The sequence below is a fragment of the Pseudomonas mandelii genome, from assembly GCF_900106065.1.
Classification (GTDB): Bacteria; Pseudomonadota; Gammaproteobacteria; order Pseudomonadales; family Pseudomonadaceae; genus Aquipseudomonas; species Aquipseudomonas mandelii.
Genome location: NZ_LT629796.1, coordinates 3,007,501 through 3,020,133, shown reverse-complemented (window position 1 = coordinate 3,020,133; position 12,633 = coordinate 3,007,501). Strand labels below are relative to the sequence as shown.

Annotated in this window: 11 protein-coding genes, 4 tRNA genes and 2 rRNA genes (1 of these 17 only partly in view); all 17 read right to left on the bottom strand. The window is 54.5% G+C overall.

Annotated features, from left to right (window positions below; genetic code table 11):
- Positions 1-35: 35 nt before the first annotated feature.
- Positions 36-4,109, bottom strand: coding sequence for a DNA-directed RNA polymerase subunit beta (gene rpoB / locus BLU63_RS13760; protein WP_010467260.1), 4,074 nt, complete (start codon positions 4,107-4,109; stop codon positions 36-38).
- Positions 4,110-4,329: 220 nt separating this feature from the next.
- Positions 4,330-4,695, bottom strand: coding sequence for a 50S ribosomal protein L7/L12 (gene rplL, locus BLU63_RS13755; RefSeq protein ID WP_077749256.1), 366 nt, complete (start codon positions 4,693-4,695; stop codon positions 4,330-4,332).
- Between the two features lie 80 nt (positions 4,696-4,775).
- Complete coding sequence (gene rplJ, locus BLU63_RS13750; protein WP_010467255.1) at positions 4,776-5,276, bottom strand: 50S ribosomal protein L10; 501 nt, start codon at positions 5,274-5,276, stop codon at positions 4,776-4,778.
- 198 nt (positions 5,277-5,474) lie between these two features.
- Positions 5,475-6,170: a 50S ribosomal protein L1 gene (gene rplA / locus BLU63_RS13745; protein ID WP_007896626.1), complete on the bottom strand. Its 696-nt coding sequence runs from the start codon at positions 6,168-6,170 to the stop codon at positions 5,475-5,477.
- A complete protein-coding gene (gene rplK / locus BLU63_RS13740) occupies positions 6,170-6,601 on the bottom strand; it encodes a 50S ribosomal protein L11 (RefSeq protein ID WP_003210097.1) in 432 nt (143 codons plus the stop codon). Before rplK ends, rplA begins: the two co-directional genes overlap by 1 nt.
- A 117-nt stretch (positions 6,602-6,718) precedes the next feature.
- Positions 6,719-7,252, bottom strand: coding sequence for a transcription termination/antitermination protein NusG (gene nusG, locus BLU63_RS13735; protein WP_007896622.1), 534 nt, complete (start codon positions 7,250-7,252; stop codon positions 6,719-6,721).
- A 9-nt stretch (positions 7,253-7,261) separates the two neighbouring features.
- A complete protein-coding gene (secE, locus tag BLU63_RS13730) occupies positions 7,262-7,630 on the bottom strand; it encodes a preprotein translocase subunit SecE (RefSeq protein WP_008145488.1) in 369 nt (122 codons plus the stop codon).
- 45 nt (positions 7,631-7,675) lie between these two features.
- A tRNA-Trp gene (locus BLU63_RS13725) sits at positions 7,676-7,751 on the bottom strand.
- Positions 7,752-7,804: 53 nt separating this feature from the next.
- Positions 7,805-8,998 (bottom strand): elongation factor Tu, encoded by a 1,194-nt coding sequence (gene tuf, locus BLU63_RS13720; protein ID WP_010467251.1) that lies wholly within the window; start codon positions 8,996-8,998, stop codon positions 7,805-7,807.
- A gap of 83 nt (positions 8,999-9,081) precedes the next feature.
- Positions 9,082-9,157: transfer RNA gene (locus BLU63_RS13715), tRNA-Thr, on the bottom strand.
- A gap of 27 nt (positions 9,158-9,184) precedes the next feature.
- Positions 9,185-9,258 (bottom strand) — tRNA-Gly (locus tag BLU63_RS13710).
- A 24-nt stretch (positions 9,259-9,282) separates the two neighbouring features.
- Positions 9,283-9,367: transfer RNA gene (locus BLU63_RS13705), tRNA-Tyr, on the bottom strand.
- A gap of 142 nt (positions 9,368-9,509) precedes the next feature.
- Positions 9,510-9,950 (bottom strand): hypothetical protein, encoded by a 441-nt coding sequence (locus BLU63_RS13700; RefSeq protein ID WP_010467249.1) that lies wholly within the window; start codon positions 9,948-9,950, stop codon positions 9,510-9,512.
- A 7-nt stretch (positions 9,951-9,957) separates the two neighbouring features.
- Positions 9,958-10,707, bottom strand: a complete 750-nt coding sequence (locus tag BLU63_RS13695; protein WP_010467247.1) for a pantothenate kinase — start codon at positions 10,705-10,707, stop codon at positions 9,958-9,960.
- Positions 10,697-11,656 (bottom strand): bifunctional biotin--[acetyl-CoA-carboxylase] ligase/biotin operon repressor BirA, encoded by a 960-nt coding sequence (birA, locus tag BLU63_RS13690; protein WP_077749258.1) that lies wholly within the window; start codon positions 11,654-11,656, stop codon positions 10,697-10,699. The genes BLU63_RS13695 and birA overlap by 11 nt, the downstream gene beginning before the upstream one ends.
- Positions 11,657-11,792: 136 nt before the next feature.
- Positions 11,793-11,908: ribosomal RNA gene (rrf, locus tag BLU63_RS13685) — 5S ribosomal RNA — on the bottom strand.
- 158 nt (positions 11,909-12,066) lie between these two features.
- Positions 12,067-12,633, bottom strand: a 23S ribosomal RNA gene (locus tag BLU63_RS13680) (it continues 2,325 nt past the right edge of the window).

The window sequence follows — 12,633 nt, the reverse complement described above, 5'->3', positions numbered from 1 at the left end:
GGCAATCCTGCCCCGCTCTCGATTCGCGTCACGTGTTATTCGGTTTCCAGATCGATATCGATGCCGAGGGAACGAATTTCCTTGATCAACACGTTGAAAGACTCGGGCATGCCCGGCTCCATACGGTGATCGCCATCCACGATGTTTTTGTACATCTTGGTACGGCCGTTCACATCGTCCGACTTCACTGTGAGCATTTCTTGCAGAGTGTAAGCAGCACCGTATGCTTCAAGTGCCCAGACCTCCATCTCCCCGAAACGCTGACCACCGAACTGTGCCTTACCACCCAGCGGCTGCTGGGTAACCAGGCTGTACGAACCGGTAGAACGAGCGTGCATCTTGTCGTCTACCAAGTGGTTCAGCTTCAGCATGTACATGTAGCCAACAGTAACCGGGCGCTCGAACTTGTTGCCGGTACGGCCGTCGGTCAGCTGCATCTGGCCGCTTTCTGGCAGGTCTGCCAGTTTCAACATGGCCTTGATTTCGCTTTCCTTGGCGCCGTCGAACACTGGAGTGGCCATTGGAACGCCACCACGCAGGTTCTTCGCCAGATCCAGGATTTCCTGGTCGGAGAAGCTATCCAGATCTTCGTTACGACCGCCGATCTGGTTGTAGATCTCGTCGAGGAATTTACGAAGCTCAGCGACTTTGCGCTGCTCTTCGATCATCCGGTTGATCTTCTCGCCCAGACCTTTGGCCGCGAGGCCCAGGTGGGTTTCAAGGATCTGACCAACGTTCATACGCGAAGGTACGCCCAACGGGTTGAGGACGACGTCGACCGGAGTGCCATTGGCATCGTGCGGCATGTCTTCAACCGGCATGATCACGGAGACCACACCCTTGTTACCGTGACGACCGGCCATCTTGTCGCCCGGCTGGATGCGGCGACGGATTGCCAGGTAAACCTTGACGATTTTCAGCACGCCTGGAGCCAGGTCATCGCCCTGCTGCAGTTTGCGCTTCTTGTCTTCGAACTTGTCGTCCAGCAGACGGCGGCGATCAACGATGTAGGCCTGAGCCTTCTCAAGCTGCTCGTTCAGAGCATCTTCAGCCATGCGCAGTTTGAACCACTGACCATGCTCAAGACCGTCGAGAACTTCGTCGGTGATGTCCTGACCTTTCTTCAGGCCGGCGCCGCCTTCGGCTTTGTGGCCGACCAGAGCGGAACGCAGACGTTCGAAAGTGGCGCCTTCAACGATACGGAACTCTTCGTTCAGGTCCTTGCGGATCTCGTCGAGTTGAGTCTTCTCGATCGACAGTGCACGAGCATCACGCTCAACGCCGTCGCGGGTGAAGACCTGTACGTCGATGACGGTACCCTTGGTGCCGGTAGGCACGCGCAGGGAGGTGTCTTTAACGTCGCTGGCTTTTTCACCGAAGATGGCACGCAGCAGCTTTTCTTCCGGAGTCAGCTGGGTCTCGCCTTTCGGAGTGACCTTACCAACCAGGATGTCGCCTGCGCCTACTTCAGCACCTACGTAAACGATACCGGCTTCGTCCAGCTTGTTCAGTGCAGCTTCACCCACGTTCGGGATGTCTGCAGTGATTTCCTCTGGCCCAAGCTTGGTGTCACGTGCCACACAGGTCAGTTCCTGAATGTGGATCGTGGTGAAGCGATCTTCCTGAACCACACGCTCGGACAGGCAGATGGAGTCTTCGAAGTTGAAGCCGTTCCATGCCATGAACGCGATGCGCATGTTCTGACCCAGAGCCAGCTCACCCATATCGGTGGACGGACCGTCGGCCATGATGTCGCTACGCTGAACCCGATCACCTTTACGCACCAGCGGACGCTGGTTGATGCAGGTGTTCTGGTTGGAGCGGGTGTACTTGGTCAGGTTGTAGATGTCGACACCAGCTTCGCCGGTTTCAACTTCGTCATCAGCAACTCGAACCACGATACGGCTGGCGTCGACGGAATCGATAACGCCACCACGACGAGCCACGACGCAAACGCCGGAGTCACGGGCTACGTTACGCTCCATGCCGGTACCGACCAGCGGCTTGTCAGCGCGCAGAGTTGGTACAGCTTGACGCTGCATGTTCGAACCCATCAACGCACGGTTGGCGTCGTCGTGCTCGAGGAACGGGATCAGCGACGCAGCAACCGAAACTACCTGCTTCGGCGATACGTCCATCAAGGTGACGTCTTCCGGCGCCTTGACGGTGAATTCGTTCAAGTGACGAACAGCTACCAGCTCGTCGATCAGGACTTTCTTGTCGTTCATCGTGGCCGAAGCCTGAGCGATCACGTGATCAGCTTCTTCGATGGCGGACAGGAACACGATCTCGTCGGTGACCAGAGCGTCTTTCACCACACGGTACGGGCTCTCGAGGAAGCCGTACTGGTTGGTGCGCGCATAGGCAGCCAGGGAGTTGATCAGACCGATGTTCGGACCTTCCGGCGTTTCAATCGGGCATACACGACCATAGTGAGTCGGGTGTACGTCACGAACTTCAAAGCCAGCACGCTCACGAGTCAAACCGCCAGGGCCGAGTGCAGACACACGACGCTTGTGGGTGATCTCGGACAGCGGGTTGTTCTGGTCCATGAACTGGGAAAGCTGGCTGGAACCGAAGAACTCTTTCACCGCCGCAGCCACTGGCTTGGCGTTGATCAGGTCTTGCGGCATCAGGCCTTCGCTTTCAGCCATCGACAGACGCTCTTTGACCGCACGCTCAACACGTACCAAGCCAACGCGGAACTGGTTCTCGGCCATTTCGCCTACGCAGCGAACACGACGGTTACCCAGGTGGTCGATGTCATCGACGATGCCTTTACCGTTACGGATGTCGACCAGAGTCTTCAGTACCGCGACGATGTCTTCTTTGCACAACACGCCCGAACCTTCGATCTCGGTACGACCGATACGACGGTTGAACTTCATCCGGCCGACCGCAGACAGGTCATAGCGCTCAGGGCTGAAGAACAGGTTGTTGAACAGAGTCTCGGCAGCGTCTTTGGTTGGCGGCTCGCCTGGACGCATCATGCGATAGATCTCGACCAGCGCTTCCAATTGGTTGCTGGTGGAGTCGATCTTCAGAGTGTCGGAGACAAACGGACCGCAGTCGATATCGTTGGTGTACAGAGTTTCGATGCGAACAACCTGGGCCTTGGCAATTTTTGCCAGGATCTCGGTGTTCAACTCGGTATTACACTCTGCCAGGATTTCGCCGGTTGCCGGATGCACGATGGCCTTGGCGGTAGTGCGGCCCAGGACGTAGTCCAGAGGCACTTCCAGGGTCTTGAGACCGGCTTTTTCGATCTGGTTGATGTGGCGCGCAGTAATACGGCGACCAGCCTCAACGATGACCTTGCCCTTCTCATCCTGAATATCAAGAACAGCGATTTCACCACGCAGACGCGAAGCAATCAGTTCCAGACTGAGGGTTTCGCCGCTCAGGTGGAAAACGTTGGTGGTGTAAAACGCGTCGAGCACTTCTTCAGTGGTATAGCCGAGCGCGCGCAGCAGTACCGATGCAGGCAGCTTGCGACGACGGTCGATACGCACGAACACGCAGTCTTTCGGGTCGAACTCGAAGTCCAGCCACGAACCGCGGTAAGGAATGATGCGCGCGGAGTACAGCAGTTTGCCGGAGCTGTGCGTCTTGCCACGGTCGTGGTCGAAGAACACGCCCGGGGAACGGTGCAGCTGGGAAACGATTACACGCTCGGTACCGTTGATTACGAAGGTACCGTTCTCAGTCATCAGGGGGATTTCACCCATGTAGACTTCTTGCTCTTTAATGTCCTTGATCGCTTTGTTCGACGATTCTTTGTCGAAAATGATCAGGCGCACTTTTACCCGCAAAGGTACGGCGTAAGTCACACCGCGCAATACGCATTCTTTGACATCAAATGCCGGTTCGCCCAGGCGATAACCGACGTACTCCAGCGCAGCATTGCCGGAGTAGCTGATGATCGGGAAAACGGATTTGAAGGCCGCATGCAGGCCCACGTCGCGGAACTGATCTTTAGTCGCTCCCGCTTGCAAGAATTCACGATACGAATCCAGCTGGATGGCCAGGAGGTACGGCACATCCATGACGTCCGGCAACTTGCTAAAGTCCTTGCGGATACGTTTTTTCTCAGTATATGAGTAAGCCATCAGCGTTCCCCAGCTTGGTCACCTGCTTGTTTGGCCCCTCCCGACGGGAGCAGCCAGAAAATCGTGCAAACCCCATGGTTTGCGCCACCGCATCGGGTGGTTACAGCTCGTTACCAGCACCGACCCAGTCGGCTGCCAATAACGGAAAAAGGCCGGTGGCAAGAGCCACCAGCCATCAGCCTTTCGCTTAACGCTCGGGCTGGAGGAGCAAAGTCGATGCTTACTTCAGCTCGACTTTAGCGCCTGCTTCTTCCAGAGTGGCTTTGGCTTTGTCAGCTGCGTCTTTCGAAACAGCTTCCAGAACGATGCCAGGAGCGCCGTCAACTACAGCCTTGGCTTCTTTCAGGCCCAGACCGGTCAGTTCACGTACTGCCTTGATCACGTTAACTTTCTTCTCGCCAGCTTCCAGCAGCATGACGTTGAATTCAGTTTGTTCTTCAACAACAGCAGCGACAGCAGCTGGACCAGCGGAAGCAGCGGCAGCAGAAACGCCGAACTTCTCTTCCATGGCCTTGATCAGCTCAACGATTTCCAGAACGGATTTTTCGCCGATTGCTTCGATGATTTGGTCGTTAGTCAGAGACATGACTATAAATTCCTGTATTGGGGTGACAGCCTACGCGGCCGTCGAAATAAACAATAAACGCTGAAAGGTGTCGCTCAGCCTTAGGCTGCAGCGGCTTCTTTCTGGTCGCGAAGAGCCGCCAGAGTACGAGCCAATTTGCTGGTTGCGCCTTGAATCACGCTCATCAGCTGAGAAATTGCTTCGTCACGGGTCGGCAGGCTTGCCAGTACGTCGATCTGATTAGCCGCGAGGAACTTGCCCTCGAACGCAGCTGCCTTGATCTCGAACTTATCCTGACCTTTTGCGAACTCTTTGAAGATACGAGCAGCAGCGCCCGGATGTTCTTTGGAGAATGCAATCAAGGTCGGGCCAGTGAACACGTCGTTGAGCACGTCATATTGAGTGCCAGCAACGGCGCGCTTGAGCAGGGTGTTACGTACAACACGTACGTAAACGCCAGCTTCACGAGCCTCTTTACGGAGTCCGGTCATAGCGCCTACTGTTACGCCACGGGCATCAGCCACGACAGCGGACAGAGCAACTTGGGCAGCCTTGTTGACTTCAGCGACGATGGCCTTCTTGTCTTCAAGTTTAATTGCCACGGGAAAAACTCCTGCTTGTTACCGTTTCATCCAACCGAGGCCAGATGTCGTTTTGGTGTCTGATTCGGTAAGGAACCGGGAGCACCATCTGCGTAGGCTTGAGGTTTAAGACTTGCGTCGCCTACGGTCTTGGATAGCCCCCGCCAGGCAGGGACCCCAATCTTTCAATTGGCGCAATCGCTTGCGCCAACCTGTGTCTTACGCGTCGAGCGAGCCTTGGTCGATGACCAGACCTGGACCCATGGTGGTGCTCAGGGTAACGCGCTTGACGTAAATACCTTTCGAGGAAGCTGGCTTGATACGCTTCAGATCAGCGATCAGGGCTTCAACGTTTTCCTTCAGCTTGACGGCATCAAAGCCGACTTTGCCAACGGAGGTGTGAATGATGCCGTTTTTGTCGGTGCGATAACGAACCTGACCAGCCTTGGCGTTTTTAACCGCGGTAGCTACGTCTGGCGTTACGGTGCCGACTTTAGGGTTAGGCATCAGGCCGCGCGGGCCCAGGATCTGACCCAACTGACCAACAACGCGCATGGCATCCGGGGATGCGATAACTACGTCATAGTTCAGGTCGCCGCCTTTCATTTCGGCAGCCAGGTCGTCCATACCTACACGGTCAGCGCCGGCAGCCAGAGCGGCCTCAGCAGCTGGACCCTGGGTGAACACAGCTACGCGAACGGTCTTGCCAGTGCCGTGTGGCAGCACAGTAGCGCTACGAACAACCTGGTCAGATTTACGCGGGTCAACACCCAGGTTTACAGCAACGTCGAACGACTCGCTGAACTTCACAGTCGACAGCTCAGCCAGCAGGGCGGCAGCATCTACAAAGTTGTAGGACTTGCCCGCTTCGATTTTGCCGGCGATAGCCTTTTGACGCTTGGTCAACTTAGCCATTACACACCCTCCACGTTAAGGCCCATGCTACGAGCAGAACCGGCGATAGTACGCACGGCTGCGTCCATATCAGCTGCAGTCAGATCCGCGTTTTTGGTTTTCGCGATTTCTTCCAGCTGAGCACGGGTCACGGTGCCAACCTTAACGGTGTTCGGACGAGCGGAACCGCTAGTCAGACCAGCAGCCTTCTTCAGCAGAACCGAAGCAGGGGTGGACTTGGTTTCGAAAGTGAAGCTACGGTCGCTGTAGACAGTGATGATCACTGGAGTCGGCAGACCTGGTTCAATACCCTGAGTACGGGCGTTGAAAGCCTTGCAGAATTCCATGATGTTCACGCCGTGCTGACCCAAAGCAGGACCAACAGGTGGGCTTGGGTTAGCCTGAGCGGCCTTCACTTGCAGCTTGATGTAAGCGGTAATCTTCTTGGCCATGAGGCACTCCAATTACGGGTTCGAACGCCTCGAAAGGCTCCCCGGTTACTTGCGCGTTTATCCCAGTGACGACAAAACCCCACAGCCTAGGGCTGCGGGGTTGGGATGCTTGCTCAGCTAGACCTTTTCGACCTGACTGAACTCTAACTCTACCGGAGTAGAGCGACCGAAAATGAGCACTGCCACTTGGATCCGGCTCTTTTCGTAGTTAACTTCTTCGACCGTACCAGTGAAATCAGCAAACGGCCCGTCATTGACACGTACCGACTCACCCGGCTCGAACAACGTCTTCGGCTTCGGCTTGTCGCTACCATCAGCAACACGACGCAAAATCGCTTCTGCCTCTTTATCAGTGATCGGCGCAGGTTTATCAGCTGTACCACCGATGAAACCCATCACCCGAGGAGTATCCTTGACCAAGTGCCAAGTACCCTCATTCATGTCCATCTGAACCAGCACATAACCTGGGAAGAATTTGCGCTCGCTTTTGCGTTTCTGGCCATTACGCATTTCAACCACTTCTTCAGTGGGAACCAGAATCTCGCCAAAGCCATCTTCCATGCCAGCCAGCTTTACGCGCTCTACCAACGAGCGCATGACATGCTTCTCGTAACCGGAGTAAGCATGCACAACGTACCAACGCTTAGCCACGGGACACCCTTAGCCGACAATCAAGGAAACAAGCCAGCCGAGCAGGGAATCAAGCCCCCACAACAGCAACGCCATAACCAGAACAACAGCCACAACAATCAGCGTGGTCTGCGTGGTTTCTTGGCGAGTTGGCCACACGACTTTACGAATTTCGGTGCGAGCTTCCTTAACCAGTACAAAGAAAGACTTGCCCTTGACTGTCTGCAGGCCTACAAAGGCAGCTACGGCAGCAATGGCGAGCAATGCAAGTACGCGGTACAGGATCGGCGAAGCAGAGTAATACTGATTGCCAACAACGCCAACAACCACCAAGGCGACTACTACAAGCCACTTGAGCAGATCGAAGCGAGAGCCTTGAGCTTCAGCTTTAGGAGTCATCTATGAAGATCCTGTGAAAAGAAAGCCAGACACACCAAGTGAATCTGGCAGGTCAGGAGGGAATCGAACCCCCAACCTACGGTTTTGGAGACCGTCGCTCTGCCAATTGAGCTACTGACCTAAAACAAAATCAGGCCGACCATTATGCCGGCCCGAAAAAGACATTACAACAATTTACTCGATAACTTTGGCTACGACACCAGCGCCGACGGTACGACCGCCTTCACGGATAGCGAAACGCAAGCCATCTTCCATCGCGATGGTTTTGATCAGAGTGACAGTCATTTGAATGTTGTCACCTGGCATCACCATTTCAACGCCTTCTGGCAATTCGCAGTTACCAGTCACATCAGTTGTACGGAAGTAGAACTGCGGACGATAACCCTTGAAGAACGGAGTATGACGCCCTCCTTCTTCCTTGCTCAGAACGTAAACCTCAGCAGTGAACTTGGTATGCGGCTTGACTGTGCCCGGCTTGACCAGAACCTGGCCACGCTCGACATCATCACGCTTGGTACCGCGCAGCAGAACGCCGCAGTTCTCGCCAGCACGACCTTCGTCGAGCAGCTTGCGGAACATCTCAACACCAGTACAAGTAGTTTTGACAGTGTCACGAAGACCAACAATCTCAACTTCTTCCTGAATGCGGACAATGCCACGCTCAACACGACCAGTCACAACAGTGCCGCGACCGGAGATCGAGAACACATCCTCGATCGGCATCAGGAACGGCTTATCAATAGCACGCTCAGGCTGCGGAATATATGTATCCAGCGTCTCGACCAACTTCTTGACGGCAGTGGTACCCATCTCGTTGTCGTCTTGACCGTTCAACGCCATCAGCGCCGAACCAATGATGATAGGAGTGTCGTCGCCTGGGAAATCGTAAGTGCTCAACAGATCGCGCACTTCCATCTCAACCAACTCCAACAGCTCAGCATCGTCAACCATGTCAGCCTTGTTCAGGAAGACAACGATGTACGGAACGCCAACCTGACGGGACAACAGGATGTGCTCACGGGTTTGCGGCATCGGACCATCAGCGGCCGAGCAAACCAGAATAGCGCCATCCATCTGAGCAGCACCGGTAATCATGTTCTTTACGTAGTCGGCATGACCTGGACAGTCAACGTGTGCGTAGTGACGCACAGCCGAATCGTACTCAACGTGAGCTGTGTTAATGGTGATACCACGTGCTTTTTCTTCTGGGGCGCTATCGATCTTGTCGAAGTCAACCTTTGCCGAACCGAAAACCTCGGAGCAGACACGGGTCAGCGCAGCGGTCAGGGTAGTTTTGCCGTGATCTACGTGACCAATGGTGCCTACGTTGACGTGCGGCTTATTACGTTCGAACTTTTCCTTAGCCATCGAAGCAACCCCCAGCAGAAGATTTAAACAGTAATACCAGCCATTAAAACAAAGGCAGATATTTTCATATCTGCCTTGTTATATGGAGCTCTTGAGCGGATTTGAACCGCTGACCTCACCCTTACCAAGGGTGTGCTCTACCAACTGAGCTACAAGAGCGTAACACCTTTGCAGGACCTGCAAACTTGGAGCGGGTAGCGGGAATCGAACCCGCATCATCAGCTTGGAAGGCTGAGGTTCTACCACTAAACTATACCCGCGGAGCTTGCAGCTCTCGCTAAAAATGGTGGAGGGGGAAGGATTCGAACCTTCGAAGTCGTAGACGTCAGATTTACAGTCTGATCCCTTTGGCCGCTCGGGAACCCCTCCTAAGCGAGCCGGCATTCTATATCATGCCGACCTTCTGTCAAGCATTTTCTCATTAAAAACCTGAGGTTAGCTGCGTTGACACCGCTTCGTACCGCTGACCGTTAAAGGTCTTCACTGCGAAGCGGGCGCCATTCTATGCAAACTATTCCGAAGGCGCAACCCCCTCGCACGGCATTATTTTATGTTTTAACTCATTGAATTCTTTGGAAAGGTTTAGCAGCTGAAGATCATCCACTAAACGCCGGCTTTCAGGTGCTACACGGAGCCAGTAGCCAGACGGATCAGAGGAGTCTTTTGGCAAGGCTTGAACTTTGATATCCATCCTACCCAGTCGGCGCTCAGCTGCCAGGGCGACCTCCTGACGGGTGAAACCACCCAAATAAAGGCAGCCACTATCGGTCGACGCCAACTTTACCTTCTCACGCCCCGCATCAGCTGCCTCGCTTAGCAAACGGATATCCTGGTGCGATCCTCGATACAAACTCAAAGGCGTTACATCTTTCGCACGCAGCGGGGCTTCTTGTTGATGCCAGATGTAATAGAAGACATTGAGAACCAGCAACAGCAGGAACAACCAACGCATAAGAACCTCAAGACAAAGGGCATGCCATCGCCAGACCTACAAACACCAGGTCTGGAACCAGCCTGGCATCCGGTACGATTTCAGAGACGAGCGTCGCATCGCCTCCCGTGAGGAATACCGCAAAATCCTCCCCCCAATAACTACGCGCCATTTCCAGCTGAGTCAGGACAAACCCCCTCAACATCAGCGAACATCCACGCTCAACCGCCTCAACAGTTGTGCGACCAGGCACGAGGCTTTCGAGCGCACGCTCGGCCGCGATATCGCCATAGCGAATCTTACGGGTATGAGTTCGCAACTGGTTGCGCATCAGAGGCATTCCAGGGCAAATAAACCCGCCAAGATGCTCTCCGTCCCCCGCAATAAAATCAGCAGTCACTGCCGTACCGAAATCGAGCACCAGACAGGCTCCTGGGGAAAGATGAAATCCACCAAGCATCGCAAGCCATCGATCAAGTCCCAACCGCTCGAACTCTTCGTATCCATTTCGAACGCCAGCCATCTCGCGCGCCGGCGCGGCACATATCGCGGACACTGAGAACGTTTGTGCCAGTAGAGAAGTCAATGCAGCAGTCTCTTCGGTCGTTCTCACGCTGACCAACCGACAATGTTTGAGGGACAGCCCCTCAAGTCGATTCAGGCTTTCCAGCAACGCGAGATCCGAATCCACCACCCCCTCTCCAAACACCTGCTTGGCATCCGCATAGAGAACGCGCCACTTTATAAAACTGTTTCCGCAGTCGAGCTCAAGAATCATCACGCAACCTCAGGCTGAGCTCACCACCACTAAAGACTTTTTCCACACCATTTACCTTCAAGCGTAAGGCACCCTGGCTGTCGATACCCAACACCTCACCATCAATCTGGTTGACACCAGCAATCAACGAGACTGCCCGCCCTTGCCAAAGATGGTTCTGCTCCCATTCCCGCTGAATGGCGGAAAACCCATCAATCTGATGACGGGTCAGATATTTCTGAAGCATCAACCCTAATTGCGCGACAAGGTGATTGCGATCAAGCACCCCGCCCGACTCCAGCCGCACGGATGTCCATTGCTGATCAATCTCATCGGTTGCCTGCATGTTCACATTAATTCCAACACCCAGCACCACGTGACACACATCAGCAGGATCACCCACCAACTCGAGCAATATCCCGGCGATCTTTTTCTGACCAACCAGAACATCGTTGGGCCACTTCAAGCCCGCGCCCGGGATACCGAGATCTCTCAACGTTTGCATGACAGCAAGCCCGACCACAAGACTCAACCCTTCGAGCTGACGCATTCCACCTTCGATGCGCAATACGAGGCTGTAATAGATGTTTTCTGCGAAAGGACTGGCCCAATTTCGCCCACGTCGGCCGCGACCCGCAGTCTGCCGTTCGGAGAGCACCAAAAATGGTGCAGCCTGGCCTCGGTGTATTGCGCGCAACGCTTCAGCATTAGTGGAGTCAATTGAGTCGAAGAGCAGAATAGGCCAGTCGCACGAGGGCGCCTGTTCTTTTATGCGGGCAGGATCAAGCAGCGTCAGTGGCGTAGCCAATTGATAGCCACGCCCGCGCACCTTGTGGATAGACAAGCCAAGCTCAGCTTCTAAATGCTGTAGCTGCTTCCATACCGCACTACGACTGATGCCCAAGGCGACGCCCAGGGCCTGACCCGAATGGAACTTGCCATCCTTAAGAAGCTTTAACAACGTCAGCATGCAAGTCTCGCCTCACAATGAGGCCCGCATGATAGCCATGCCCCGGGCCGTTGCATAGAAACCCGGAGAGCCAGATTTTCCTGCGGACAAAACAAAACCCCTACCTGCATACGCAGATAGGGGTTTCGGAATTTAATCTTGACGATGACCTACTCTCACATGGGGAAACCCCACACTACCATCGGCGATGCATCGTTTCACTGCTGAGTTCGGGATGGGATCAGGTGGTTCCAATGCTCTATGGTCGTCAAGAAATTCGGTAGCCAGGTCGTTTGCCTTACGGCGCACGCTCCAGCGAATGGGTATGTGATAGATCTCGGTGTTTGTGAACAATCGAACTTTCGGTTCGTTTCGTCTTCACACACCGCAATCTGGTGCCCTTTCAGGTCAGCAAATTGCTTGGGTGTTATATGGTCAAGCCTCACGGGCAATTAGTATTGGTTAGCTCAACGCCTCACAGCGCTTACACACCCAACCTATCAACGTCGTAGTCTTCGACGGCCCTTCAGGGGACTCAAGGTCCCAGTGAGATCTCATCTTGAGGCTAGTTTCCCGCTTAGATGCTTTCAGCGGTTATCTATTCCGAACATAGCTACCCGGCAATGCCACTGGCGTGACAACCGGAACACCAGAGGTTCGTCCACTCCGGTCCTCTCGTACTAGGAGCAGCCCCTCTCAAATCTCAAACGTCCACGGCAGATAGGGACCGAACTGTCTCACGACGTTCTAAACCCAGCTCGCGTACCACTTTAAATGGCGAACAGCCATACCCTTGGGACCGGCTTCAGCCCCAGGATGTGATGAGCCGACATCGAGGTGCCAAACACCGCCGTCGATATGAACTCTTGGGCGGTATCAGCCTGTTATCCCCGGAGTACCTTTTATCCGTTGAGCGATGGCCCTTCCATACAGAACCACCGGATCACTAAGACCTACTTTCGTACCTGCTCGACGTGTCTGTCTCGCAGTCAAGCGCG